General features: G+C 69.0%; 23 protein-coding genes. 4 read left to right on the forward strand and 19 right to left on the reverse strand.

Going from position 1 to position 24803, the window contains the following annotated elements:
* Nucleotides 1-41 precede the first annotated feature (41 nt).
* From E3O28_RS01110 to sucC, 7 genes are all read right to left on the reverse strand, one after another.
* The gene (locus E3O28_RS01110) at nt 42-1127 is read right to left on the reverse strand and encodes a Glu/Leu/Phe/Val dehydrogenase family protein (RefSeq protein WP_104100899.1); all 1086 of its coding nucleotides are present in this window, start codon (nt 1125-1127) and stop codon (nt 42-44) included.
* 119 nt (nt 1128-1246) lie between these two features.
* Nucleotides 1247-2443: a mechanosensitive ion channel family protein gene (locus tag E3O28_RS01115; RefSeq protein ID WP_134342989.1), complete on the reverse strand. Its 1197-nt coding sequence runs from the start codon at nt 2441-2443 to the stop codon at nt 1247-1249.
* A 94-nt stretch (nt 2444-2537) separates the two neighbouring features.
* Nucleotides 2538-4214 (reverse strand): bifunctional phosphoribosylaminoimidazolecarboxamide formyltransferase/IMP cyclohydrolase, encoded by a 1677-nt coding sequence (purH, locus tag E3O28_RS01120; protein ID WP_134400969.1) that lies wholly within the window; start codon nt 4212-4214, stop codon nt 2538-2540.
* Nucleotides 4211-4804, reverse strand: coding sequence for a phosphoribosylglycinamide formyltransferase (gene purN / locus E3O28_RS01125; RefSeq protein WP_104100902.1), 594 nt, complete (start codon nt 4802-4804; stop codon nt 4211-4213). The genes purH and purN overlap by 4 nt, the downstream gene beginning before the upstream one ends.
* A gap of 9 nt (nt 4805-4813) precedes the next feature.
* Entirely contained in the window at nt 4814-6358 is a 1545-nt protein-coding gene (locus E3O28_RS01130; RefSeq protein ID WP_134415047.1) for a DUF6350 family protein, read from the reverse strand.
* Between the two features lie 316 nt (nt 6359-6674).
* Nucleotides 6675-7562, reverse strand: a complete 888-nt coding sequence (sucD, locus tag E3O28_RS01135) for a succinate--CoA ligase subunit alpha (RefSeq protein ID WP_134415048.1) — start codon at nt 7560-7562, stop codon at nt 6675-6677.
* A 13-nt stretch (nt 7563-7575) separates the two neighbouring features.
* A complete protein-coding gene (sucC, locus tag E3O28_RS01140; RefSeq protein WP_134415052.1) occupies nt 7576-8745 on the reverse strand; it encodes an ADP-forming succinate--CoA ligase subunit beta in 1170 nt (389 codons plus the stop codon).
* 234 nt (nt 8746-8979) lie between these two features.
* Here sucC and E3O28_RS01145 point away from each other — a divergent pair, with 234 nt between their 5' ends.
* Nucleotides 8980-9690: a VIT family protein gene (locus E3O28_RS01145; RefSeq protein ID WP_104100904.1), complete on the forward strand. Its 711-nt coding sequence runs from the start codon at nt 8980-8982 to the stop codon at nt 9688-9690.
* Between the two features lie 95 nt (nt 9691-9785).
* On the forward strand, nt 9786-10178 hold the full coding sequence (locus tag E3O28_RS01150) for a DUF3054 domain-containing protein (RefSeq protein WP_104194016.1): 393 nt from the start codon (nt 9786-9788) through the stop codon (nt 10176-10178).
* Nucleotides 10179-10510: 332 nt separating this feature from the next.
* Here E3O28_RS01150 and E3O28_RS01155 read toward each other — a convergent pair whose 3' ends face one another.
* The 7 genes from E3O28_RS01155 to E3O28_RS01185 all read right to left on the reverse strand — a co-directional run bounded on the left by E3O28_RS01155 (nt 10511) and on the right by E3O28_RS01185 (nt 18102).
* Complete coding sequence (locus E3O28_RS01155; protein ID WP_134342985.1) at nt 10511-10753, reverse strand: hypothetical protein; 243 nt, start codon at nt 10751-10753, stop codon at nt 10511-10513.
* A gap of 131 nt (nt 10754-10884) precedes the next feature.
* Nucleotides 10885-11697 (reverse strand): FAD:protein FMN transferase, encoded by an 813-nt coding sequence (locus E3O28_RS01160; RefSeq protein WP_241972958.1) that lies wholly within the window; start codon nt 11695-11697, stop codon nt 10885-10887.
* A complete protein-coding gene (locus tag E3O28_RS16120; protein ID WP_166784698.1) occupies nt 11681-12193 on the reverse strand; it encodes an FMN-binding protein in 513 nt (170 codons plus the stop codon). Before E3O28_RS16120 ends, E3O28_RS01160 begins: the two co-directional genes overlap by 17 nt.
* The gene (locus E3O28_RS01170) at nt 12190-13605 is read right to left on the reverse strand and encodes a ferric reductase-like transmembrane domain-containing protein (protein ID WP_233191398.1); all 1416 of its coding nucleotides are present in this window, start codon (nt 13603-13605) and stop codon (nt 12190-12192) included. The genes E3O28_RS16120 and E3O28_RS01170 overlap by 4 nt, the downstream gene beginning before the upstream one ends.
* 66 nt (nt 13606-13671) lie before the next feature.
* Nucleotides 13672-14496 (reverse strand): FUSC family protein, encoded by an 825-nt coding sequence (locus E3O28_RS01175; protein ID WP_134415049.1) that lies wholly within the window; start codon nt 14494-14496, stop codon nt 13672-13674.
* 73 nt (nt 14497-14569) lie between these two features.
* The gene (locus tag E3O28_RS01180) at nt 14570-17026 is read right to left on the reverse strand and encodes a UvrD-helicase domain-containing protein (protein ID WP_134415050.1); all 2457 of its coding nucleotides are present in this window, start codon (nt 17024-17026) and stop codon (nt 14570-14572) included.
* A 59-nt stretch (nt 17027-17085) separates the two neighbouring features.
* A complete protein-coding gene (locus E3O28_RS01185) occupies nt 17086-18102 on the reverse strand; it encodes a glycerophosphodiester phosphodiesterase family protein (RefSeq protein ID WP_134375401.1) in 1017 nt (338 codons plus the stop codon).
* A gap of 38 nt (nt 18103-18140) precedes the next feature.
* On the opposite strand from E3O28_RS01185, the gene E3O28_RS01190 reads away from it, so the two are divergent.
* Both E3O28_RS01190 and E3O28_RS01195 read left to right on the forward strand, forming a co-directional pair.
* The gene (locus E3O28_RS01190) at nt 18141-18677 is read left to right on the forward strand and encodes a hypothetical protein (RefSeq protein ID WP_134415051.1); all 537 of its coding nucleotides are present in this window, start codon (nt 18141-18143) and stop codon (nt 18675-18677) included.
* 77 nt (nt 18678-18754) lie between these two features.
* The gene (locus E3O28_RS01195; protein ID WP_104100912.1) at nt 18755-19561 is read left to right on the forward strand and encodes a Bax inhibitor-1/YccA family protein; all 807 of its coding nucleotides are present in this window, start codon (nt 18755-18757) and stop codon (nt 19559-19561) included.
* Nucleotides 19562-19810: 249 nt separating this feature from the next.
* Here the strand turns inward: E3O28_RS01195 and guaA are convergent, their stop codons facing one another.
* The 5 genes from guaA to E3O28_RS01220 are packed head-to-tail and all read right to left on the reverse strand — an operon-like array spanning nt 19811 to nt 24682.
* A complete protein-coding gene (gene guaA, locus E3O28_RS01200) occupies nt 19811-21403 on the reverse strand; it encodes a glutamine-hydrolyzing GMP synthase (RefSeq protein ID WP_233191399.1) in 1593 nt (530 codons plus the stop codon).
* The gene (locus E3O28_RS01205; protein ID WP_104100913.1) at nt 21400-21852 is read right to left on the reverse strand and encodes a DUF3817 domain-containing protein; all 453 of its coding nucleotides are present in this window, start codon (nt 21850-21852) and stop codon (nt 21400-21402) included. The genes guaA and E3O28_RS01205 overlap by 4 nt, the downstream gene beginning before the upstream one ends.
* A 9-nt stretch (nt 21853-21861) precedes the next feature.
* Nucleotides 21862-22647 (reverse strand): SURF1 family cytochrome oxidase biogenesis protein, encoded by a 786-nt coding sequence (locus E3O28_RS01210; protein ID WP_104100914.1) that lies wholly within the window; start codon nt 22645-22647, stop codon nt 21862-21864.
* Nucleotides 22644-24152, reverse strand: coding sequence for a cation:proton antiporter (locus E3O28_RS01215; RefSeq protein ID WP_104100915.1), 1509 nt, complete (start codon nt 24150-24152; stop codon nt 22644-22646). The genes E3O28_RS01210 and E3O28_RS01215 overlap by 4 nt, the downstream gene beginning before the upstream one ends.
* Before the next feature lie 2 nt (nt 24153-24154).
* On the reverse strand, nt 24155-24682 hold the full coding sequence (locus E3O28_RS01220; protein ID WP_104100916.1) for a TrkA C-terminal domain-containing protein: 528 nt from the start codon (nt 24680-24682) through the stop codon (nt 24155-24157).
* Between the last annotated feature and the right edge of the window lie 121 nt (nt 24683-24803).

A 24803-nucleotide genomic window follows, 5' to 3' on the forward strand; every position in this document is an offset into this window, starting at 1 on the left:
GCGCAGCGCCGGCGAGGCGACCGGGGAGCCGCCCGGGGCGGCTACCGCGGGCGGGCGGCGTCCAGCCGCGCGGCAGCGAGGCGCTCGGCGGCGGCGAGCGTTGTGATGCCTTGCTCGCGGGCATCCGTGAAGATCTGCGCGACGACATCGCCGATCGCGGCGACCCGCTCGGTCACGACGGCCCGGTCGGCGTTCGGCTCCGAGGCCAGGGCCAGGTAGATGACGCCGCCGGCGTTCACAACGAAGTCGGGTGCCCAGAGGATGCCCCGCGCGTCCAGCTGGGCGGCACCCTCCGGCTGGGCGAGCTGGTTGTTGGCGGCCCCGACCACCCCGAGCACATTGAGTTCACCGATCACCCGGGCGGTGAGCACCCCGCCGAGCCCGCAGGGCACGAACAGGTCGGCCGGCACGTGGTGCACCTCGTCGACGGGGACCCAGGTCGCGCCGAGGCCGGCGGCGACCTGCTGCTTGCCCAGGTTGACGTCGCTGACCGTGAGGCGTGCCCCGGCGGCGGCGAGCTCGCTGGCAAGGCGGCCGCCGACCTGGCCGAGGCCGGAGATGACGATGTGCCGGCCGGACACCTCGCGGCTGCCGAACAGGGCGTCGAGGGTGGCGAGCACGCTGGCGTAGACGCCGGCCGCGGTCGCGTCGGCCGGTTCGCCCACGCCCCCGCTGGCGGCCGGGAGACCGCAGACGTGGTCGGTGCGTTCCTTCACGATGGCCATCGACTCGGCGTTCGTGCCGACGTCCTCGGCCGTCATGTACGCGCCGTCCAGACTTTCGATGGCGTCGCCGAGGTCGAGCATGACGTCACGCCGCTCCGCCTCGCTCAACTCGGTGCCGAGCGGCACGTGGATCACGGACTTGCCGCCGCCCAGGTTCAGCCCGGCGGCCGCGTTCTTCAGCGTCATGGCCGCGGACAGGCGCAGGGCGTCGGCGACGGCATCCGTCCAGTTCTCGTACTGCCACAGGCGGGCGCCGCCGAGGGCCTGGCCGAGCCGGGTGGAGTGCACGGCCACGGTGATCACGAGGCCCGAACGGATGCCGGTGGTGATCAACACGCGCTCGTGCGTGAAGGGGAGGCCGATCAGGGCATCCAGCGAGGTGGTGGGGTGCGTGAGCGTCATGGGGTGGTTCTCCTCGCTGGTCGGCCTTGTGGGCTGGCTGTGCCGCCGCGATCGTGACGCGTCGACTGCACCAGAATAGCCGCGCGACTCCCCGACTGCGCGTCGTGACCGGCGGCGCGTCAGCGCTTCTCGGCCGGACCCTCCTGCACGGGGATGGTCGCGGTGAACTCGGCCGCCCGCGCCTTGGCGTTCTCGTCGCCGGAGAACAGCCCGATGGGCGCGGTGACGGGGTGGGCCGACGGCGCGGCGCGCGCGGGAACCTCCGCACGCGGGGGTTCACGCCGCAGTTCCATCCGTCCCACCGGCAGTGCCTCGGGGTTGTGCGTATTGAGCCAGTCGATCAGGTTCTCGCGCACGAGGCAGCGGAGGTCGAACAGGGTGGGAGCGTCGGCGGCGGAGACCAGCACGCGCACGCGCACGAAGCCGCCCACGGCATCCGTCACCTGGAGTACGACCACGCGGCCGTCCCAGAGCTCGGTCTGCGCGACGATGCGGTCGAGTTCCACGCGCATGCCGGCGGGGTCGACACGCCAGTCGAGGTCGAACTCGACCGCGCCGAGCAACTCGCTGTTGTGCCGGGTCCAGTTCTGGAACGGGTTGGTGGTGAAGTAGGTCGACGGCAGCACCATGCGGCGGTCGTCCCAGATGTGCACGACCACGTAGGTGAGGGTGATCTCCTCGATCTTGCCCCACTCGGTCTCGACGATGACCACGTCGTCGACCCGCAGGGCGTTGTTGAAGGCCAGCTGGATGCCGGCGAACACGTTCGCGAGAGTGGACTGCGCGGCCAGGCCGGCCACGACGCTGAGCAGACCGGCTGAGGCGAACAGGCTCGCGCCCAGGGTCGCGGCGCCGGGGATGCTGAGCAGCACTGCCCCGATCGCGCAGATGACGATCACGACGACGCCGATGCGCCGCAGCATCCGCAGCTGGGTACGCACCCTTCTCGCGACGCGGTTGTCGCGCACGTCGATGCGGTAGCGGGCGGCCGCCACCTCCTCGAAGAAGTAGAGCAGCGCGCAGACCAGCCAGGTGGACGCGGCGATGAAGAGGGCCCGGAAGAAGAAGTCGACCAGTCGTTCGATCCCCTCGGAGGTCTGCAGGAACAGCGTGTTAACGGTCCAGATCGCGCCCACCAGCAGCGTCAACCGGAACGGCACCCTGACCAGGCCGACCAGCGTGCGCGCCCAGGCTTCCTTCCGGCCCACCACCCGGAAGACCAGGGCGACGATCGCCGTGATCGCCACCGCGGCCACGACCGCGACCGCCAGGGCGACGAGGTAGCCGGTCTGGATGAATCCCTCGAGGTCTGGCACGGCGTTCCTTCCTGCCGGGACGGGTCTGGCGAAGCCACGGTTCCTTCAATCGTGCCAGATTTCGTGGCCGCACCGGGGCTGCCCCGATGAACGCCTAGTGGAAGAAGTGGCGCTCCCCGGTGAAGTACATGCTGACGCCGGCATCCGCGGCCGCCTGGATGACCTCGGCGTCGCGCACGGAGCCGCCGGGCTGCACAACAGCGGTGACGCCCGCGTCGAGCAACACCTGCAGGCCGTCCGCGAACGGAAAGAACGCGTCCGAGGCCGCGACCGAGCCGGCCGCCCGGTCGCCGGCCCGCAGCACCGCGAGGTGGCAGGAGTCGACCCGGTTGACCTGGCCCATTCCGACGCCCACGGATGCCCCGCCGCGCGCCAGCAGGATGGCGTTCGACTTCACGGAGCGGCAGGCCTTCCACGCAAACTCGAGGTCCGCCCGGGTGGCCGCGTCGACCTCGTCGCCGGCCGCGAGGGCCCAGGTCGACGAGTCGAGGTCGTCGAACGTGTCGGACTCCTGCACGAGCAGGCCGCCAGAGATCTGGCGCAGTTCGAGCGAGGATCGGTGGTAGTCAACCGGAAGCTCGAGCAGGCGGATGTTCTTCTTGGCGCTGAGCAGCTCGAACGCGGCCGGCTCGAAACCCGGGGCGACGAGCACCTCGGTGAAGATCTGACTGACGGTCTCGGCCATGCCGAGGGTGACTGTGCGGTTGGCCGCGATGACGCCGCCGAACGCGGAGATCGGGTCGCAGTCGTGCGCGCGGTGGTGCGCGGAGGCGATCGCGTCGGGCGCCTTGGGGTTGGCGACGGCGATGCCGCAGGGGTTGGCGTGCTTGATGATGGCGACGGCCGGTGCGACGAAGTCGTAGGCGGCGCGCACGGCGGCATCCGCGTCGACGTAGTTGTTGTACGACATCTCCTTGCCGTGGCGCTGCACGGCCTGCGCGATGCCCTGTCCGCCCTCACCGAGGTAGAGGGCCGCGGCCTGGTGCGAGTTCTCGCCGTAGCGGAGCACCGCACTGCGGGTGGCCTCGATGACAAGGGTCTCGGGAAACGGCATCTCCTCGGAGAGGGCGTCGCCGATCACGGCGTCGAACTCCTCGAGGATCTCCTCGTCGAGGGCCGCTGCGTCGTCCTGCCACTGGTCGTAGACGTTCTCCGTGAACCAGGCGGAGACGCTCAGGTCGTAGCCGGCGGTGTGCTCGAAGGCGAGCGAGGCCAGCTTCTGGCGCAGCGTCAGCGGGGTGCCGCCGGCCTCGACGGCTGCGATGATCTCGTCGTAGTTGTCGGGGTCCACGACGATGGCGACGTTGGCGTGGTTCTTGGCCGCGGCGCGCACGAGGGCCGGGCCGCCGATGTCGATCTGCTCGATCACGTCGGCCGGGACCGCACTCGACAGGGCGGTCTCGACAAACGGGTACAGGTTCACGACGACGAGCTGGAATGCGGCGATGCCGAGGTCGGCGAGCTGCGCCTCGTGCGCCTCGAGGCGCAGGTCGGCGAGGATACCGGCGTGCACTCCCGGGTGCAGGGTCTTGACCCGGCCGTCGAGGGATTCGGGGAAGCCGGTGACGGCGGAGACATCCGTCACGTCGTGGCCGGCGGCGCGGATGAAGGCGGCCGTTGAACCGGTCGATACGATTTCGACGCCGGTCGCCGCGAGAGCTGCGGCCAGTTCGACCAGACCCGTCTTGTCGCTCACCGAGATGAGGGCGCGCTGCACGGGCACGACGTCGCGGTGGCGGTACAGGCTCGGGGCGTTAGTGGGACCGCTCATATGTGGGGATGCTCCTTGAGATCGACGTGTCCGTTGGCGATATCGAGCACGGCCTGCACCAGCAGGCGACGCTCGACGATTTTGATGCGGTCGTGCAGGGATGCCTGGGTGTCACCGTGCAGCACCGGCACCCGTTCCTGCGCGATGATCGGTCCGTCGTCGACGCCGGTGTCAACCACGATCAGGCTGGCGCCGCTTTCGGCGACCCCGGCGGCGAGCGCGTCACGCACCCCGTGCGTCCCGGGGAATTCGGGCAGGTAGGCCGGATGCGTGTTGAGCAGGTTCGGGGTCAGCGCCGCCACCACCCGGGGCGGCAGCAGGCGCATGAAGCCGCTGAGCACGATGAGGTCGGCGTCCCACTGCTGGATCTGCGCGAGGAGCTCGTCGCCCCAGGCCTCCCGGGACGGATGCGACGTGTACGGCACCGTGAACGTGGAGATGCCGTATTCCTCGCCGAGCACGAGCCCGTCGGCGTCCCGGTCGGAGCCGATGGCCACCACGCGGGCCGGGTATTCGGCGTCGCGGCAGGCCTCGAGCAGGGAGCGAAGGTTGGATCCCCCGCCGGAGATCAGTACGACCAAGTTCAGCACGGGAGAAGCCTACCGGCGAGGGAGCGCGTCGCGCAGCCGGCCGAGGAGACGACCGACCCCGGTATCCCCACTGCGCGCCGCACGTGAAGCGGTTGCCGGCTTCGTGCCCGGCTTCGTTCCCGGCTTCGTGCCCGGCTTCGTTCCCGGCATTTCGCCCGTCGCACCGCGCCCGGAGCCGTTCTCGCCGACCGTGGGCGCGGGAGTCAGGAGACCGAGGCAGGCCGCGATGCCGACCTCGAGCGCGACCAACGCCCCGACCAGCAGCGGGTTCGGGCCGACCTCGACAAGACGGCCCGGGCCGAGAGCTCCGCCCGACCACCAGGCCAGCAGCCCGAGAAGCACACCGGCGACGAACCCGGTGCCGAGGCCCGTGAGGAGCCGTTCCGAGATGGAAGGAGGGACATCCGCGGTCGCCCGCTGCCTCAGGATGACGGCGGCGAGGAAACCGACCAGCAGCGGCACGAGCAGGCCGACAAACCCGAACGCCAGGCTGCCCTGCGGCAGCACGCCAAGGATCGGCAGGCCCGGTACGGTGCCGAGCGAGGTGCCGACCGGGGACACGCTGGTGCCCACGCCCACCGCGATGCCGGGTCCGGCAAACCAGGCCGCGGCCCAGATGACCAGGTTCGGGATCAGCGAAAGCTGCAGGAGTGTGAGCGCGATGCCGCCCAGGACGCCGGCCTGCACGGTCTCGTAGAGTCCGATGATGGTGGCGTAGCTGGTTAGGATCAGCACGAAAACGGTGATCCCGGAGACGCAGAGGATACCGGCGGCCGCGGCCGTTCCGCTCCGCAGCGCCGCGGCTGCGCCCGCGCGCACCGCGACCGGGAGCAGGCCGGCTGCGGCACCCGTGCTGCTGGTGTTGCTGGTGTTGCTGGTGCCATTGAGGCCGTGGACGCTCTTGCCGGCGCTGCTGCCGGCACCGGAACCGCTGACGCTGGCGACGTTGCCGGCGCTGTCGGCACTGCTGCCGGTTGCGCCGCGGCCCGCGCCCCGGACGACTCCCGGGAGGCGGCCGGGCAGACCGGGGATGCTGCCGATCAGGCGGCCCAGCTGACCCTGGCCGGCGCCGATCAGAACGCCGGCGGCGAAGATGAGCGGAGGCAGAACCAGACCCTGTACCGTCTGGGGGCGCACGGCATCCGTGCCGGTCGACAGCACGAGCAGAGCGGTCAGCAGCGCGTAGCCGGCGATGGCGCCCGTCACCCCGACCCAGCGGTAGGGGGTTTCCGCCGCCCGGCGGCCGGTGCGCAAGCCGAAGAGCACGGCCATCAGCGCGAAGCCCAGCAGTGCGATCGTGATCGGGAACGCGGCGTCCGAGCCGGGCAGGTTCAGGGCGGCGACGAGAGTCGGGTCGAGTTGGACGACCAGGTCGATGCCGTTGCCGACGAGCCAGACGTCGACCGCGGCACGCCAGAACACGAGCCAGTTGACGGCCATGTCGAACTGCGTGGCCCACAGAACCGTGAGCGGAACGAGCGCGATGCCGACCCCGATGGCTACGACAATGAGCGCGTCGAGCGCGGCAAGCAGGGCGGTCGTTAAGCGTTTCATCCGATCGGAGCCTACCGTTTCCGCCGCCCCAGCTCCCCTGCCCCCCGCCGCGCGGTGACGAATTCGACGGAGATTTTGCTCGATCCAGGCTGGAACAGATATTTCGGTCCGGTTCTGACCAAAATCTACGTCGAATTCGTTCGGGCCCCGGGCACGGCAGAGGCAGGGCGGCAGAGGCACGGCAGGCGGCAGGCACAGGCACGGCAGGCGGCAGGCAGAGGCACGGCAGGCAGGCTCGCCGGCCGCGGCCGACAACGCGACAGGGCCCGCCTGGTGAGGCGGGCCCTGTCGTTCGGTGCTTGTGCAGCGATGCCGGTTACAGCGCCGCGAGAACCTCACGCAGCAGGGTGGCGGTCGCGCTCGGCGTCTTGCCGACCTTGACCCCGGCGGCCTCGAGGGCCTCCTTCTTGCCCTGGGCGGTTCCGGCCCCGTTGGAGACGATGGCGCCGGCGTGACCCATGGTCTTGCCCTCGGGGGCGGTGAAGCCGGCTACGTAGCCGACAACGGGCTTGGTGACGTGGGCCTTGATGTACTCTGCCGCCTTCTCCTCGGCGTCGCCGCCGATCTCTCCGATCATGACGATGGCGAGCGTCTCGGGGTCAGCCTCGAACGCCTCGAGCGCGTCGATGTGCGTTGTGCCGATGATGGGATCGCCGCCGATGCCGATGGCGGTGGAGAAGCCTAGGTCGCGCAGTTCGTACATCATCTGGTAGGTCAGGGTGCCCGACTTGGAGACGAGGCCGACCGGGCCCTTGCCGGTGATGTTCGCCGGCGTGATGCCCACGAGCGCCTCACCGGGGGTGATGATGCCGGGGCAGTTCGGACCGATGATGCGGGTCTTGTTGCCCTTGGCGTTGTTGTAGGCCCAGAACTCGGCCGAGTCCTGCACGGGCACACCCTCGGTGATGATGACGAGCAGCGGGATGCCGGCGTCGATGGCTTCGATGACGGCGTCCTTGGTGAAGGCCGGCGGCACGAACGCGATGGAGACATCCGCGCCCGTCCTCTCGATCGCCTCGGCAACCGTGCCGAACACGGGCAGCTCAACGCTGCCGTGCACGACGGTGGTGCCGGCCTTGCGCGCATTCACGCCGCCGACGACCTGGGTGCCGGCCCTCAGCATGAGGGCGGTGTGCTTGGTGCCCTCACCGCCGGTGATGCCCTGCACGATGACCTTGGAGTCCTTGTTGAGGAAGATTGACATGTTCGAAAATCCTTTACTTCGCGGCGTGGGCGAGTTCGGCGGCCTTGGCGGCACCCTCGTCCATGGTGGCGGCCAGTGTGACGAGCGGGTGGTTGGCCTCGGTGAGGATGCGACGGCCTTCCTCGACGTTGTTGCCGTCGAGGCGCACAACGAGCGGCTTGTTGGCGGCGCTGCCCAGTTCGGCGAGCGCGCCCGCGATGCCCTTGGCCACAGCGTCACAGGCGGTGATGCCGCCGAAGACGTTGACGAACACGGCCTTGACCTGCGGGTCACCGAGGATGACGTCGAGACCGGCGGCCATGACCTCGGCGGATGCTCCGCCCCCGATATCGAGGAAGTTGGCAGGCTTGACGCCGCCGTGGTTTTCGCCGGCGTAGGCGACGACGTCCAGGGTGCTCATCACGAGTCCGGCGCCGTTGCCGATGATGCCCACTTCGCCGTCGAGCTTGACGTAGTTGAGGTCGTTCTCCTTGGCCTTCGCCTCGAGCGGGTCGGCAGCGGCCGCATCCTCGAGGAGGGCATGCCTCGGGTGGCGGAAGCCGGCGTTTTCGTCGATCGTGACCTTGCCGTCGAGGGCGATGACGTCGCCCTCTTCGGTCAGCACGAGCGGGTTGACCTCGACCAGGGTCGCGTCTTCACCGGTGAATACGTTGTAGAGCTGCACGAAGACGGGTGCGACCTTGTCGACGAGGTCGGCCGGGAACTTCGCGTCGACCGCGATCTGACGGGCCGTGTTCAGGTCGATCCCGGCAATCGGGTCGATGGCCGTGTAGGCGAGCGCTTCGGGCTTCTCGACAGCGAGAACCTCGATCTCCACGCCACCCTCGTAGCTCGCGAGCGAGAGGTAGGAGCGGTTGGTGCGGTCCAGCAGCACGGAGAAGTAGAACTCCTGCGCAATACGGGCTCCGCCGGCCACCATGACCCGGTTGACGGTGTGGCCCTTGATGTCGAGTCCGAGGATGGCGCGCCCGGCGGCTTCAGCGTCGTCGGGGGTCTTCGCCACCTTCACGCCGCCGGCTTTGCCGCGGCCGCCGACCTTGACCTGGGCCTTGACGACAACAACGCCGCCCAACTTCTCGGCCGCGGTACGCACCTCCTCCGGAGTGTCCGCGATGATGCCCGGCAGAACCGGGACTCCATACTGTTCAAACAGGTCTCGTGCCTGATATTCGTAAAGATCCACGCTGCTCTTCCAATCCGCGTCGTAGCGTTCCTGCAAGGTCTTGAGGGGCAAGGGCACGGATGCCCGCGCCGCAGATAGCTCGACATCAAGACATACGTACCATTTGAAACTCTATCGGTCCCCGCCGACATCGCGAACACGCCGTGCGCCGCACGTCGGTCGCCGTGAAGTTGCCGCCGTGAGGCAAGCCAGTCCTTGCTGGCGCGGCACGCATCCGCCTGCTTGGATTCAGTCATGACTGAACCCGAACACGGCGTCGATCCCCACTCCGCCGACCATGCCTCGCGCCTGAACTGGCTGCGGGCCGGCGTGCTCGGAGCCAACGACGGCATCGTGTCGGTTGCGGCCCTGGTGGTCGGCGTCGCGGCGGCGACCACGGATGCCTCGGCGATCCTGATCGCGGGTGTCGCCGCCCTGCTCGCCGGCGCGATCTCGATGGCCCTGGGCGAGTACGTCTCGGTGAGCAGCCAGCGCGACACCGAGCGCGCCCTGATCGCCAAGGAGACCTGGGAACTCGAGAACATGCCCGAGCAGGAGCTCGCCGAACTGGCCGACCTTTACCAGGCAAAGGGGCTCACCCCCCGGACGTCGAAGCAGGTGGCCCTCGAGCTGACCGCGCACGACGCCCTCGCCGCGCACCTCGAGGTGGAACTCCACATCGGCGCCGACGAGCTGTCGAACCCGTGGCACGCCGCCTACGCCTCCGCCATCGCGTTTACGGTCGGTGCGAGCCTGCCGCTGCTGGCGGTGCTGCTGCCGCCGCCGGAGTGGCGCCTGCCGGCCACTTTCCTCGCCGTCGCGATCGCCCTGGTCATCACCGGCTGGCTGAGCTCCTACCTCGGCGGCAGTCCGAAAACCCGCGCGATCTCCCGGGTGCTCGTTGGCGGCCTGCTCGCGCTCGGAGTCACCTGGGCGATCGGCTCCCTGCTCGGCACCGCGGTCTGATCGGCAACGCGGTCTGATCGGCAACGCGGTCTGATCGGCACCGCGGCCGGATCGGCAACGCGGTCTGACCCTCCGGGCCCCCGTAGGCTGGAAGCATGGCAATCCAGCAGAGCAGTCGGTCCAGTCTCCTCCTCGCGGCGGGACTCGACGCCGCCCTGGTGCTGGTCTTCGTGCTGATCGGCCGGGCCAGCCACCAAGAGGATATTCTCGGCACCCTGATCACCGGGCTGCCCTTCCTTGGCGGTCTCCTCGTGGGCTGGCTCATCATGCGCGCCTGGCGCAGCCCGCAAAAGATCGTCTGGACAGGCACCGGAATCTGGCTCTTCGCCGTCGGCGTCGGGATGCTGCTGCGCACCGTGAGCGGGCAGGGAACGGAATTCAGCTTCGTCGTCGTGGCGACCGTCGTGCTCGGGGTGTTCCTGCTCGGCTGGCGCGGGCTCGCGGTGCTCCTCCGCCACCGGCAGGCTCGCACCCGCGCCGTCGCGTAGCCGCGCCGTCGCGTAGATGCGCCGTCGCACGTACGCTCGCCGAACGGTGAGCAGAGCTCCTCTCCCCACGGGCCACAGGGTTGAGGAGCCGAACTCACGGCTCGGCGAGTCTCTCGAGTACGCGGCGCTTCAGCGTCTCCGGCCTGAACGAATTCGACGGAGATTTTGCCCGAAACGGCCCTGATTACCCTCGAAAAGCCGTTTTTCAGGAGAATCTCCGTCGAATTGGTTCGCCGCGGGCACGGCGCTCCTCCGGGGGTGAACGGCGCCACGCGGTGCGGTCGGCTCTGATCTTCCGAGAGCGACAGAACCAATCGGTTTGACGAGGCCGGCTACTCCCGGGGTCCGGGCTCGCCGGGCTCGCCGGGCTCCTCGGTTCCCCGGTCGTCGTCCTCGTCGTCAAGCTCAACCGGGCGCTGGTCGGCGTCGATCATCCACACCGCATCTCCGTGCTCGGCGAGCGGCACATCCTTGTCGAGGGTCAGTTCGATGTCATCGATCTCGCGGTCTTCGTCGAGTCCGTCGCTCGTCGCATCCGCTCGCCGCGGCCAGAGTCCCTCCGGGTCGCTCGCCATGATGACACCTCCAGTTTGATGGGAGCCGCCCCGTTTGGGCATCCCCGCGGCGGCAACGCTACGCTCCCGAGCCGCAAGCGACAAGGAAGGGCATCCAGGCAGGGCGACAGGCCCCGCGCCCGCGAGCCCGGTCAGGCCGACGCTGCCCGCAGGCCCGACGCTGCCCGCAGGCCCGGCGTGGCCAGCAGCGAACCGTCGCGCAGCACCGCCAGCACATCGATCGGGAAAGCCTCCGTGCTGCGGTCCAGTGCCGCCTGCCCGCCGGCGACGATGGCCGTGGCCAGCACATCCGCGGTCACGATGTCCCGGGCGAAGACGGTGACCTGGCGGTAGGGCGACACCCCGCCGTCGACGGTGGTCCAGATGTGGTCGCCGCGCTCCGCGCTGCCCGAGGTGGCCACGGCCCGCACCGGCAGGGTCAGCGGCACCGTGGCGAGCAGGGTTCCTCGGTCCAGAGGGTCGACGATCCCGGCCGACCAGCCGAGGCCGGACGCCCGGTCACCGCCGACGAGGATGTCCCCGCCTGCGTTGAGCGACCAGTCCCGGGCTCCGAGCCGGTTCAGCAGGTCCCCGGCCTCCGCGATCGCGAGGCTCTTGACGATGCCGGACAGGTCGATGGCGCCGTCGGCGCGGTGCGGGGTGAAGACCCCGTCGGTGCGGCCCCGCCACGCCAGGGCGAGCGCGTAGCAGTTGCGGAGTTCGGGCCCGGCCTGGGTGAGCCGCAGCTCGCCGCGGTTGACGCGGCTGAGCTCCGACCCCTCCCGGTGGAGGCTGAAGCGTTCGTTCCAGCCTCGGAACACCTCCACGACCGCGTTCCGGGCAGCAGCCAGGCGGGCGTCGTCGTGCGGGGCGGCGCCGTCACCGAGACGGATGCTGATGACGGTCCCCATGCTCAGGGCCGTGATCGCCGTGTGACCGGCCACCGCGCTAGAACTGTGCGGCATCGAGGGCTGCCTGGAGCGAACGGAGGTACCCCTGGGTCGTGTACGTCGCGCCGCTGACGTTCGCCACGTCGGCGGACTGCGCGGCGAGCACCTCTTCCCGCAGGATCGGGGCCGCCCGGTTGCTGATCTGGACCGACTTCCGGTCGTCATTGGTCAGCTGCAGCGGGGTGACCATGGTGATCGTGCCGTTGTCGATGGTCACCGACACCTGCATCGGGCCGAACCGGGTCTGCACGGCTGAGCCCTCGAACGTGCCGGTGACGCTGGTGGGCGCGAGCGCCTCGGCGACAGGTGCCGACGCGTCGATCGTGGTCGTCGCACCGCCCGTGCCACCACCCGTCGAGGACACGCCCGTCGTTTCGTTGGACGGCGGCCTCGTCAGGGTCGTCGTCAGCGTGGCCTGCAGGGATTGCACGGCGGGGGCTCCGACGAGCCAACCCACCGACAGAACGGAAACGGAAGCCAGGGCGGCCGCAGCCGCTGCTCGAATTCTCACCAGTCAAACCTTTCGAAATGAATCTGTCGCGGGGGAAGGCCGGCCGAGCGGGCATCCCGCACGACCTCATCAGTCCACCGCCGTGGACCACAGACATACACGTCCGCGTCACGCAGCCGCGGCACCAGGGTCAGCAGGTTCACCGGGCCCGCCACCGCGTCGGCGGGCAGCCAACTCCCCACACCCGGCGGCCGCTTCCCCACGATGACGCGGAACTCCGCACCCCGCGCCCGGCACAACTCGGCGAGTTCGTCGGCCAGGTAGCTGTCTGCGAGCGTGTGGGAGCGCAGGATGACCGTGGCCTGCCCGGGCAGGAAACTCGCCGTCTCCAACAGGGAGCGGATCGGGGCGACGCCGATACCGGCGGCCACGAGCACGATCCGCGGTGACGTTCTGGCCCGGTCGGTGAACAGTCCGTATGGGCCCTCGACGCTCACCCGGGTGCCCCGGCGCAGGCCGCCGAGCGCGGCAGAGGCGTCGCCAAGGGAGCGCACCGTGATGCGCAGGGAGTTGCCGGTGGGCGCGGCCGAGAGGGAGAACGGATGCGCCTGCCACCAGAGCCCGGGAGTCCAGAACCGCCAGATGAAGAACTGCCCGGCGTCGGCCTGAAGCCGGGCCAGGCGGTGGCCGGACACACGGATCGAGACGACGCCGTCGGCGACCCGGTCGACGCCCTCCACCCGCAGCCGGGCCCTCAGCGAGCGGACGACCGGCAGGATGACCCGGAAGACGAGGATCGAGCCGGCCACCCCCACGTACAGGGCCAGCCAGTAAAACCACTGCGGCGAGCCGGCGACCAGGAGGGCCCCGACGGTGAGCTGGTGCGGCAGCGACGCCAGCACGGCCACGTAGGAGAGCAGGTGCACGATGTGCCACACCTCGTACGGCAGGCGGTGCCGAACGATCACGATCGAGCTGACGACCACCAGCACCAGGAGTCCGAGGCCGATGACGGCCAGGAGCATGTCCGGCAGCACGGTCAGCATGCGCCACACCTCGGCGACGACGCTGATCTCGCCGGCCAGCGCGTAGCCCACGATCAAAAGCCCGGCGTGCGCGAGGATCAGGGAGAGCGCCGGCTTACCGAGCGACTGGTGCAGGGCCATCGCACCGTCGTGGCCGAAGGCCCGGTCGATGGCGGGCAACCGTGCGGCCAGCAGCATCATGATCAGGAGCAGGTCTGTGCCGATCAGTCCGGCCAGCACGCCGAGGGAGGTGAGCACGTCTGCGGGGGTGGCGAAGCGGGCAGCGCCGCCATCGGCCAGGAACAGGGCGATGACGAGGGCGACGGAGACGGTACAGAGAACCTGCAGGGTGTCAGCCAGCCGCATCCGTTGCCGGTATTCGGGGCGCACTCGCGGCGCGGGAGCAGTGCGCCGACGCGGCGGGGTGGTGCGGGTGTCGATGCTCATGCGAAGAGCCTCGCGAGCGTACCAATCGACGGGCTATCGAAAAGCTGGGAGCAACCTGTGCAGTTCCTAAGCGTTCAGGGGTGGACGCTTTCCACCGAGCCGACGCGAATGCTGCCGGGCGGGGCCGCGCGCCGCGAGCACGATCAGCACCGAGACCACGCCGCCGAGCGCGGTTTCCACCACCCGGTCGACCAGCAGCGTCGGCACGGCGACCGGGTCGGCCAGGTGAGCCACGGTCAGCGCCAATGGCGTGACGAACAGCAGGGCGGCGCCGTAGTGCCTGCCGATCAGGATTTCCGCGCCGAACTGGCCGATCGCGATCACCGCGATCAGCACCCAGACGGATGGCCCGGGCAGCAGCACGAGGGCGGTCACCGCCACTCCGAGCGCGGTACCGATGATGCGGTGCACCGCCCGGGAGATGGAGTGCGCGGCACGGGGCGGCGGGAGCACGGCGACCACGCTCACCACTGCCCGGTAGGGGTGCCCGATGCTCACGAAGAGGGCGAGCCCGCCGGCCAGCAGCACGCCGACCTGGTGCTGCAGGATGGTGAGCCACACCTGGACGTCGCGGAACGCGGCCGGTCGCAGCAGCGGCGTGCGCGGCAGCTCCTTGAACAGGTCGCCGGAGCGGTCTCCGACCAGGCGCCGAAACGCCCAGCCGGACATGGTGAGCAGCCAGGCCAGCGCGGCGCTCGTCACTGCCACCAACAGGCGCGGCAGCATCTCGTCGACCGGCGCGGGCACCTGCGCACAGACCAGGTAGGCGAAGACGAAGAAGATCGGCGTGCCGGGGAACAAGCCATACGTCGATGCCAGCAGGATCCCCGCCGTGATCACGAGCAGGAGCCCGAGCACCAGGGCCGGCAGGGTTGCCTCGGCCACGCTCATCACGAGCCCGGCGGCGACGCTGACCAGCAGGAAGGCCGCGGCGCGCCGGGACCCGCGGCACGCGGCTCCGCCACTAGAGCTTCTCGATCGGCGCGATCTTGATCAGAAGCTTCTTTGCGCCCGCCGTGTCGAACTGGACGTGCGCGATGCGCTTGGTGCCGTCACCGGTGACCTGGTTGACGCGGCCGTCGCCGAAATCGACGTGACGGATGCGGTCGCCCTGCATCAGGGTGAGGTCACCGTTGTCGCGCACCTGGCTCGGCACCCGGCTGGCCCATTCGGTCTTCTTCTTCGGCGCGGGCGGCAGCGCCTGCGGGTCACCGCGCCCCGCGAACCCGCCGCCGAACCCGTCGCGTCTCGCGTTCAGCGCCCGGGGCTGGGTACCGCCGCGGGAGTTCGCCATGCCCGGGGACTGCTTCCAGTCGATCAGGTCGACGGGGATCTCCTGCAGGTAGCGACTGGGCATGGCCACGTTGATGTCGCCGAACTGGGCCCGGGTCATCGCCAGGGAGAGGTAGAGCCTCTGGCGGGCTCGGGTGATGCCCACGTAGAACAGGCGCCGCTCCTCGGCGGGCCCGCCGGGCTCGTTGGCCGACATCTGGTGCGGCAGCAGGCCCTCCTCCACGCCGGTCAGGAACACGGCCTCGTATTCGAGTCCCTTCGCCGTGTGCAGGGTCATCAGGGACACCGTTCCGGAGGCGTCGTCGAGGTCGTCGGCGGCGGCGACCAGGGACACCTGGGTGAGGAAGTCGACCAGCCCCGAGTCGGGGTTCTCCTTGTTGAAGTCCTTGGTCTGGGCGACGAGTTCCTCGATGTTCTCGGCGCGCGCCTCGTCTTGCGGGTCGCGGCTGCCTCGCAGCAGGCTGAGCAGTCCGCTGCCATCGAGCAGGAACGTAAGCAGCTCGGACACGTTCGCCGTGCCGGCCGGGTTCTCCGGGTCGAGCTTCAGCGCCGCCTCGTCGAGCAAGGTTGCCAGCTTCAGGATGGCCCCGGTCACCTTGGGGCCGAGGCCCAGCGATGCGCAGTCGCGCATCGACTGCCGGAAGCTGATCTGGTTCGCCTCCGCGAAGCTCGCCAGCGCCGTCTCGGTGGCCGGACCGATTCCGCGCTTGGGGGTGTTCAGGATGCGACGCAGCGCCAGTTCGTCGTTCGGGTTCGCGACGGCGATCAGGTATGCCAGCGCATCCTTGATCTCAGCCCGCTCGTAGAACTTGGTGCCGCCGACGACCCGGTAGGGCACCGCGGAGCGCACCAGGATTTCTTCAAGCGCACGGGTCTGCGCGTTGGTGCGGTAGAACACGGCCATGTCGCGGTAGGCCATGCCGGCGCGGTGCAGCACCTCGATCTCGTCCGAGACGAACTGGGCCTCGTCGTGACCGGAATAGGCCGTGTAGCCCACGATCTTCTCGCCGTCGCCGCCCGCGCTCCACAGTTTCTTGTCTGTGCGGTCGAAGTTGTGGCCGATCACCGCGTTGGCGGCCGAGAGGATGTTCTGGGTCGAGCGGTAGTTCTGCTCGAGCAGGATCACCCTGGTGCCCGGAAAGTCGCGCTCGAACTCGCTGATGTTGCGGGTGTCCGCACCGCGGAAGGCGTAGATCGACTGGTCGGAGTCGCCGACCACGGTGAGCGAGGCTCCCGGGATGCCGCCGGAGGCGTCGCGCAGGTTGCGCACGTGCACACCGGTCGCCTCCATCTCCTCGGCCAGGTCGGGCTCGACGGGACGGGTCAGCTCGCGCACGAGCGAGTACTGCGCGTGGTTGGTGTCCTGGTATTCGTCGACCAGGATGTGGCGGAACCGGCGCCGATAGAGGGCCGCGACCTTCGGGAACGCGCGGAACAGGTAGACCGTCTCGCCGATCAGGTCGTCGAAGTCGAGGGCGTTGGCCGCGCGCAGCCGGTGGGTGTACTGCCGGAAGATCTCGACGAACATGACCTCCTGCGGGTCGCTCATGTTCGCGTTGCGGGCGTAGGAGTCGGCGTCCGCGAGCTCGTTCTTGAGCTTGGAGATCTTCGCTGACGCATTACCGGGCGTGAAGCCGAGCGTATCGGCGTCGAGGGCCTTGATGATGCGCTTGAGCGTGACCTTGGTGTCGGCCGAGTCGTAGATGCTGAACGTGGCGGAGAGGCCCGCGCTTTCCGCTTCGCGGCGCAGGATGCGCACGCAGGAGGAATGGAAGGTGCTGATCCACATGCCGTCGGCCCCCTGGCCGAGGATCGCCCGCACCCGCTCCCGCATCTCCCCCGCGGCCTTGTTGGTGAAGGTGATGGCGAGGATCTGGCTCGGCCAGGCCTCGCGGCTCTCCAGCAGACTGGCGATGCGGCGGGTGAGCACGCTGGTCTTCCCGGAGCCGGCGCCCGCGATGATCAGCAGCGCCGGTCCGCGGTACAGCACGGCCTCGCGTTGCTGGGGGTTGAGCCCTTCGAGCAGTGGACTCTCTCGGTCGCGCGGAGCCGCTCCGTCCAGGATGATGGGCACCGCGGAGGGAACCTGGCGGGCGGGCGTGTGGTCCGGGTCGAAGAGGGTCGTCATATCGCTCCCAATTCTAGGTGCTGCGTCTGACACCGCCCCGGTGCGGGGCAGCGCCCCGGTCAGTCCTCCGCGGCCAGCTCGTCCCGCACGAGCACCGCCAGGTCGGGGTGGTCGGCGAAGACCCCGTCGATCCCGGTGCCGAGGATGGTGCGGAACTCGGCCTGCCAGTTTCCGAAGTCGGCCCGCAGCCGCCCACGGCGGAACGTCTTCGCAAGGTACCGGTTCTCCGGGCGCAGCGTCCAGCAGTAGATCTCCAGGTCCGCGGCGTGCGCGGCGTCGACCAGGTCGGAGGCGCCGGAGACGTGACCATCGGCATCCGTGGCCAGGATGAGCGATTTGGGCACGCTGATCCCGTCGACCGTGCCGCTCAGCCCGTAGAGCCCGGTGTCGGAGAGGTAGTCGGCGTAGTGGGGCGCTTTCGGCCCGAGCAGCGCGACCTCGTCGGCGGGTTTGCCGCGCGCCTCGAGTAGGAAGACACGCTTGCCGTAGATGCCGCGCGCGTAGACCTTGTCGAGGAGGCTGCGCTCGAAGCTCTCGATGGTGAGGCGGCCGTCGCCGGCGTTCCAACCGGCGTCGTTGACCTCGGCGGCGAACAGCTCGTCGAGCGGAAGCCCGATCGACTCGAAGTAGGTGGCGTGCTTGAGCTCGGCGACGACGCCGATGGGCCGGCGCACCCGTCCGGACAGCCGGTCCATCAGCTTGAACACGTCCCGCAGGCGCAGCAGGGGGAACCGGTCGTCGAAGGTGGCGCTTGCCTTCCGCACCTCGGGCAGGCGCTCCCGGGCGCGCAGGGTGCGCAGCTCGGCCCAGGTGAAGTCCTCGGTGAACCAGCCGGTGAGCCGGATGCCGTCGATCACCTTGGTCGCCCGGCGGCCGGCGAACTCGGGGTGCGCTGCGACATTCGTCGTCGCCCCGATCTCGTTCTCGTGGCGCACCACCAGTACACCGTCGCGGGTGGCGACGATGTCAGGCTCGACCGCGTCCGCGCCGAGAGCGACGGCCAGTTCGTAGGCGGAACGGGTGTGCTCTGGTCGGTAACCGCTCGCCCCGCGGTGACCGATCACAATCGGCTGCATTTGCCAACCCTACGCGTGCAACTGCCAGAATCGAGGCGATGACACCCTGGACAGTTCCACCGACCCGCCTGCACCGGTGGGGCAGCTACCGCGCCCGCTACGTGACCGGACTGACGCTGGTCGTGCTCGGGGTGCTTGCCACGAACTTCACCAGTACCTACAGCCTGTTCTTCCTGGCCATCGGCCCGCCCCTGCACGTGCTGGGCTGGCTGATTCTGCCGGGGGCCCTGTGGCGGCGGCTCACGGTTCTGGGTCCGGCCCTGCTGTGCAGCATCCTGCTGCTGGGCGGAGCCGATTTCAACGGTGTCTTCGCCGTGCTTCTAGCCTGCTGGCTGCTCGTGCGGCACCGCCCGTGGTTGAGCTACCTGGCCCTGATCCCGTCGATCACGATGAGTTTCCTGCTCAAGGACGCGCTGAACAATTACGACCAGAACTGGGTCGGTTATCTAATCGGTTTCATCGCCACGGCGGCCTCCTCCTGGCTCGCCTGGTGGCTGGCCGGCTGGTCGGCGGGGCGCCGCCCCCGGTCACCGCGAGTCGCAAACCTGAATACGGCGGATCCCCAGCAGATCTGAATAGAATCTAGGAATTGTCCAGCACTTACCGGTGTTGGCTCCGCTACCTACCCACTTGATTGTGAGCTTCGGCAACCATGGCATCTTCCAACCCCGCATTCTCCCGAAACGCCGCGTTCGGCGCTCCTGGCGCCACTGCAGGTGGCAAGGTGCTCTCCGACAGCGACCTGCAGGGCATGTTCAACGCTCCCTCCGCCGGTTCACAGGACACCGACCGGATGAGCTACGACGACACCATCCGCAAGACGGTGCTCAGCTTCGCCTTGCTGCTGGTGACCGCAGCCATCGGCTGGCTGGTCACCCCGGTGACGATGCTGCCGCTCATCGTCGGCGCGATCGCGGGTCTGGTCCTCGGACTGGTCAACGCGTTCAAAAAGGAGCCGTCGCCGCCCCTGATCCTCGCGTACGCCGCGGCCCAGGGCCTCTTCGTCGGTGGCATCTCGATCGTCTTCGAGCAGATCTACCCGGGTGTCGTCACCCAGGCCGTGCTCGCCACGCTCGTCGTCGTCGGCGTCACGCTGGCCCTCTTCGCCAGCGGCAAGATCCGCGCCTCCAAGAAGGCCACCAAGGTCTTCATGATCGCCATGATCGGCTACGGCGTGTTCTCGCTGATCAACTTCGGCATGATGGTCTTCGGCGCGACCGACAACGCGTTCGGTCTTCGCAGCGCCGAGATCTTCGGCATCCCGATCGGCCTCCTGATCGGCGTCCTCGCCGTGATCATGGCCGCGTACTCGCTGGTGCTCGACTTCGACTTCATCCAGCGCGGCGTCAACAACCGAATCCCCCGCAAGTACGGCTGGACCGGGGCCTTCGGCATCATGCTCACCGTCGTCTGGCTCTACGTCGAGATGCTCCGCATCTTCGCCATCGCCCGCGAGTAGCACCCACCCCGCCGCACGACCGCACGACGAAAGGGCCGCCTCACCGGGGCGGCCCTTTCGTCGTACTCACCCCCAAAGTTGCTTGTCCCTCAGCGATCGCGAGGCGGGGAGAGGGCGTGTCGCGGGGTGTCGCGTTATGGGCGGCGGATGCCGGCCCCGGAGCGAAGCGGAGGGTCCGGCATCCGCCGCCCATTGTTTGAGCTGAGGAGCGACACTCTTACTCCCCGCGTCACAACCGGGAGCATTCCCCTACTCCCATTCGATGGTCCCCGGCGGCTTGGACGTGACGTCGAGCACGACGCGGTTCACCCCGTCCACCTCGTTCGTGATCCGGTTCGAGATCCGCGCCAACAGGTCGTACGGCAGGCGGGTCCAGTCGGCCGTCATGGCGTCTTCCGACGACACCGGGCGCAACACGATCGGGTGCCCGTAGGTGCGGCCGTCACCCTGCACGCCCACGGACCGCACGTCGGCGAGCAGCACCACCGGGCACTGCCAGATCTCACGGTCGAGGCCCGCGGCGCTCAGCTCGGCGCGCACGATCGCATCCGCGTGGCGAAGCAGGTCGAGCCGGTCCTGGGTGATCGAGCCCACGATGCGGATGCCGAGTCCGGGTCCGGGGAACGGCTGGCGCTGCACGATCTCGGCTGGCAGTCCCAGCTCGGCGCCGATCGCGCGCACTTCGTCTTTGAACAAGGTGCGCAGCGGTTCGATCAATTCGAACTGCAGGTCTTCCGGCAGGCCCCCGACGTTGTGGTGGCTCTTGATGTTGGCGGTGCCGCTGCCGCCGCCGGACTCGACGACGTCCGGGTACAGGGTGCCCTGCACGAGGAAGCGGATCGGGTCTTCATTCGTTGCCGCCGCTTCCTTGATCAATTCGGCCTGAGCCTGCTCGAAGGTGCGGATGAACTCACGACCGATGATCTTGCGCTTGGTCTCCGGGTCGCTGACGCCCTCCAGCGCGGTCAGGAACCGCTCACGCACATCGACGGTGACCAGACGCACGCCGGTGGCCTTGACGAAGTCTTCCTCGACCTGACGGCGCTCGTCCTGGCGGAGCAGGCCGTGGTCGACGAACACGCAGACGAGCTGGTCGCCGATGGCCTTGTGCACGAGGGCAGCGGCCACGGCGGAATCGACTCCGCCGGAGAGCCCGCAGATGACCTTGCCGGTGCCGACCTGGGCCTGGATGCGGGCCACCTGTTCGGCGATGACGTTGCCGCTGTTCCAGTCGGCGGGGATGCCGGCGGCGCGGTGCAGAAAGTTCTCGAGCACGTTCTGGCCGAATTCGGAGTGCTTGACCTCGGGGTGCCACTGCACGCCGTAGAGCCGGCGCGTATCGTTCGCGAAGGCGGCGACCGGGGTGGAGCTCGTGGACGCGAGCACCGAGAAGCCGGCGGGGGCTTTCGACACGGAGTCACCGTGGCTCATCCACGCCGTCTGCTCGGCCGGCTGCCCGGCCAGCAGCGCGTTGCCGCTGTCGGTGACTCTGACCGGGGTCGCGCCGTACTCGCTCCGGCCAGTGCGAGCCACCTCGCCGCCAAGGGTCGTGGCCATCACCTGAAAGCCGTAGCAGATGCCCAGGATCGGGATGCCCAGGTCGAAGATGTCCGGGTCGAAGGTGGGGGCACCCTCGGCGTAGACGCTGGACGGCCCGCCGCTGAGCACGATGCCGAGCGGGTTCTTCTCCGCGACCTCGGCCGCGGTGATCGAGTGGGCCACGATCTCGGAGTAGACGGATGCCTCGCGCACCCGGCGCGCGATCAGCTGCGCGTACTGGGCACCGAAGTCGACCACCAGAACGGGGCGGGCACCGGTCGAGGCGCTCACAGCGGCGCTCACGAGCGGGCCTCGGCCCCAGCGGCAGCGGCAGCGGCAGCCGAGTCGGCGTGCGTCGCCAGGAAGGCGTTGACCTCGCGCGCGACGCGCACCTCGAGGAAGAAGGACAGGGTAGGAATGATGCCTCCGAGTGCGATCAGCAGAAACTTGGGGAATGACCAGCGCATCAGGCTCCAGAGCTGGAAGTCACTGAACAGGTAGAGCACGTACAGCCAGCCGTGCACGATCAGGATGCCGGTGCTCAGGTTGAATGCGGTCACCGAGTCCCGGGCGACGAGGGCGATGATCCCGTTCGGGCCGCCGACTTCGATTTCGAGCTGCAGCACGAACTTCAGGAAGACCTCGACGCAGAGCAGCAGCAGGAAGACACCGGTGATGACCGAGGAAACCTTGTAGAGCCGGAGCGCACCGGGGATTTTGGGGATGTCGGCAGGCTTGGGGTCAAGTGGCATGGGCCAATTCTAGACGGCCTCCGTCGCGTCGATGGCGGCCTGCTCCTGCTGACGCTCCCAGTCGTCCCGAACCAGGCGGTACCAGAGGAACACCGCGAAGCCGGCGAAGACTGCCCACTCGAGGGCGTAGAAGATGTTCAGCCAGTTGACCGATGCGTCGTTGCCGGGCACGGGCGAGTCGATCACGGTGAGGTTCGCGGCAGCATCCGTGTCGACGATGTAGCCGGCGTAGACGGACTGGTCGGTGAAGTCCGCCCACCGGTTGATCAGCGCGGCGGTGGAGACCGTGGTCTGGGTGCGCGGGTCGCTGTCCTCGTCCGGCACGACGGGAGCCTCGGAGGGAACGAAGCGGCCCGTCACGGTCTGCTGCTGCGCGGCGGCCTGCGCCGAGAGCGCCTCGATCGCCGACCTGGCCTCCTCCTCGGTGGCGGCCCAGCCGCGAGCCACGGCGATGGTGGAGACGGGCACGGATGCCGTTTCCACCGTCGACAAGCGGCTCACTACCCAGAAACCGCTGTCGCCCCCGTTGAGGCGTTCGCTGATCAGCACGTCGTCCCCCGGCACGAAGGAGCCGTCCACGGTGACCAGCTGGCCGGTCGCTGACTCGCGCGGCGGCCCGTCCGGCGACACCGCCTCGTGGAGCGGCTGCACGGTCTCGGTGCTGCGCTCCACGACTTCGCCGGACGCGATGGCGCGTTCGAGCTGCCACCGGCCGAGCAGGGCGAAGGCCGCGGCGATCGCGAGCGCCAGCAGCAGCGCGATCAGCCAGCGCGGCCGGAGCATGGTTGTGATCATGAGTAGTCCCCTGAAGCGGTGTCACGCGCCGGCTTGTCGACCGGGCCGGTTTCGGCCGGGCGCCGGCCGGAGATGAAGTCGAGCATGGAGTCCGGGGCCGCGGACGCCGGTCCGTCGGCCGCGGCGGCATCTGCCTCCGAGTCGGCGGTCGCGTCGGCAGGCGCCATGGCCGACCCCGCGCCGGGTGCCGCGGCGGTCGGGCGCTGGCGGTGGTCGGCGAGGAGACGGTCGGCGGCGCGTTGGGCATCCGTGCCGGTGTCGGCGGCGGTGGCCGCCTCGACCAGGGCGATTTCCTCCGCCAGCATCACGTCGTGGGCGCGTTTCCGGGCCGGGACGGCTTTCCGGCGTCGCCGCAGGGCCGCGCCGATCTTCTCGGAGTTCGCCGCGAAGAGCGGCCCCAGGATCGCCATCGTGAGCACGTAGAGGCCGGCGAAGGGCTGCAGCCGCTGATCGAGACCCGCGGTCACCGACAGGGTTGCCAGGATCAGCGTGAACTCGCCGCGGTTGACGAAGATGGCCGCGGTGTTGAGTCCCTCCCGCGGGCCCATGCCGTGCAGTTTCGCCATCAGCATTCCGGAGATCAGGCTGAGCACGAAGGTCATGCCGACGGCCGCGAACACGATGGTGATCACCGATCCGAATTCGGCCACGTTCAGCGCGAGGCCGAAGTTGAGGAAGAAGAAAGCCCCGAACACGTCGCGCAGGGGTACGGCGACGCGCTCGATCCGGCCGCGGTACGTGCTCGCGCCGAGCACCACCCCGATCAGGAAGGCCCCGATCGCATCCGTCACGCCGATGATCTCACCGATCCCGGCAAAGAGCACGGCGAGCCCGAAGAAGAGGATGGTGAACAGTTCGTCGTCCTTGGTGCGCATCAGCCGGGAGACGACTTTAGCGCCCCAGCGGGCCACCGAGAACATCACGACGAGAAAGAGGAAGGCGATGCTCAGTTGCAGCACGATCGGCCAGGCCTCGGTCTTGCCGCTGAGCACGACGGAGACGATCGCCAGGTAGACCGCGATGAAGATGTCGCCGACGACGGTCACGCCGAGGATCATCGGAGTTTCCTTGTTGGCAAGCCGGCGCAGTTCGATCAGGAGCTTGGTGATGATGGCGCTCGAGGAGGTGCCGGTCATTCCGGCGATCACAAGGGCCTCCCGGCTGCCCCAGCCGACCATCAGGCCGAACGCGAAGCCGACTCCCATGTTGATCAGAACGTAGGAGCCGCCGGAAATCAAGAGTTTTCCGGCGTCGCCGAAGAACGCCTCCTGGTCGAATTCGAGGCCGAGGCTGAACAGGAGCAGGATCAGCCCGAAAATGGCGATCAGTTCGATGTCCGCCGACTGGAAGTCCAGCGGGAACCAGCCGGTGTTCGGGCTGGCCAGGAGCCCGACAATCATGTAGATGGGGATGGACGGCAGCCCGATCAGCTTTCCGGCACGACCGAGGAGATAGGCAACGACGAGCAGGATGCCAAGAGTGATGAGGTCTTCGCCGAGTTGCATGTTTAGCCCCCGGGCGGCGCGTCGACGGACTTGGCCTTAACCTCGCCGGTGCGGAAGAAGGCGAAGGCCTTCGCGACCTTCTCGGGCGAGCCGGCGACGACGAGCGTGTCGCCGGGGAAGACACGGAAGTCGTGGGCGGGCGCCGGGTTCGCGGACTCCCCGCGGACGACGGCCACGACCGTCAGACCGGCTATGCCGCGGTCGGCGGGGTTGCCGAGCGCCTGGCCGGCGATGTGGTCTTCGTAGTCGACGGTGAACCAGTCGATGCTGAGGCCGGGGATCTGGTCGAGCGCGGTGAGCGACTCGGTGATCTGGGTGCCGCCGAGGAGCTCGGCGAGTGTGTGCGCTTCGTCTTCGTTCAGCCGCAGGGACACCTTGGCGGCGTCGGGGCCGCCCTCGTCGTCCGCGAAGGTGATGAGGTCGCTGTGCCCCGAGCGGTGGGCGATGACGCCCACTTTGCCGCCGTCATCCGTGATGAAGGTGTGCAGCACTCCCACCCCGGGAAGTTTGACCCGCCGAACGTCAACCATGGTGCAACTCCTGAGGTTTGTGGGCAGTCAGCCCAGTCTACCGGAGCGAGTTTGCGTGCCTCCCGCCCGCTGTCGCGCCGCCAGCCCCGCGGCCCCGCGGCCCCGCGGCCCGCCGCCGCGC

The sequence above is a fragment of the Cryobacterium sp. TMT2-14 genome, from assembly GCF_004402465.1.
Lineage (GTDB): Bacteria > Actinomycetota > Actinomycetes > Actinomycetales > Microbacteriaceae > Cryobacterium > Cryobacterium sandaracinum.

Excerpts from the sequence above, each read along its gene's own strand:
- E3O28_RS01110 (WP_104100899.1), bottom strand. The coding sequence starts at position 1,127 with ATGACGCTCACGCACCCCACCACCTCGCTGGATGCCCTGATCGGCCTC.
- purH (WP_134400969.1), bottom strand. The coding sequence starts at position 4,214 with ATGAGCGGTCCCACTAACGCCCCGAGCCTGTACCGCCACCGCGACGTC.
- E3O28_RS01130 (WP_134415047.1), bottom strand. The coding sequence starts at position 6,358 with ATGAAACGCTTAACGACCGCCCTGCTTGCCGCGCTCGACGCGCTCATT.
- sucD (WP_134415048.1), bottom strand. The coding sequence starts at position 7,562 with ATGTCAATCTTCCTCAACAAGGACTCCAAGGTCATCGTGCAGGGCATC.
- E3O28_RS01145 (WP_104100904.1), top strand. The coding sequence starts at position 8,980 with ATGACTGAACCCGAACACGGCGTCGATCCCCACTCCGCCGACCATGCC.
- E3O28_RS01150 (WP_104194016.1), top strand. The coding sequence starts at position 9,786 with ATGGCAATCCAGCAGAGCAGTCGGTCCAGTCTCCTCCTCGCGGCGGGA.
- E3O28_RS01155 (WP_134342985.1), bottom strand. The coding sequence starts at position 10,753 with ATGGCGAGCGACCCGGAGGGACTCTGGCCGCGGCGAGCGGATGCGACG.
- E3O28_RS01160 (WP_241972958.1), bottom strand. The coding sequence starts at position 11,697 with ATGCCGCACAGTTCTAGCGCGGTGGCCGGTCACACGGCGATCACGGCC.
- E3O28_RS01170 (WP_233191398.1), bottom strand. The coding sequence starts at position 13,605 with ATGAGCATCGACACCCGCACCACCCCGCCGCGTCGGCGCACTGCTCCC.
- E3O28_RS01175 (WP_134415049.1), bottom strand. The coding sequence starts at position 14,496 with ATGAGCGTGGCCGAGGCAACCCTGCCGGCCCTGGTGCTCGGGCTCCTG.
- E3O28_RS01180 (WP_134415050.1), bottom strand. The coding sequence starts at position 17,026 with ATGACGACCCTCTTCGACCCGGACCACACGCCCGCCCGCCAGGTTCCC.
- E3O28_RS01185 (WP_134375401.1), bottom strand. The coding sequence starts at position 18,102 with ATGCAGCCGATTGTGATCGGTCACCGCGGGGCGAGCGGTTACCGACCA.
- E3O28_RS01190 (WP_134415051.1), top strand. The coding sequence starts at position 18,141 with ATGACACCCTGGACAGTTCCACCGACCCGCCTGCACCGGTGGGGCAGC.
- E3O28_RS01195 (WP_104100912.1), top strand. The coding sequence starts at position 18,755 with ATGGCATCTTCCAACCCCGCATTCTCCCGAAACGCCGCGTTCGGCGCT.
- E3O28_RS01205 (WP_104100913.1), bottom strand. The coding sequence starts at position 21,852 with ATGCCACTTGACCCCAAGCCTGCCGACATCCCCAAAATCCCCGGTGCG.
- E3O28_RS01210 (WP_104100914.1), bottom strand. The coding sequence starts at position 22,647 with ATGATCACAACCATGCTCCGGCCGCGCTGGCTGATCGCGCTGCTGCTG.
- E3O28_RS01215 (WP_104100915.1), bottom strand. The coding sequence starts at position 24,152 with ATGCAACTCGGCGAAGACCTCATCACTCTTGGCATCCTGCTCGTCGTT.
- E3O28_RS01220 (WP_104100916.1), bottom strand. The coding sequence starts at position 24,682 with ATGGTTGACGTTCGGCGGGTCAAACTTCCCGGGGTGGGAGTGCTGCAC.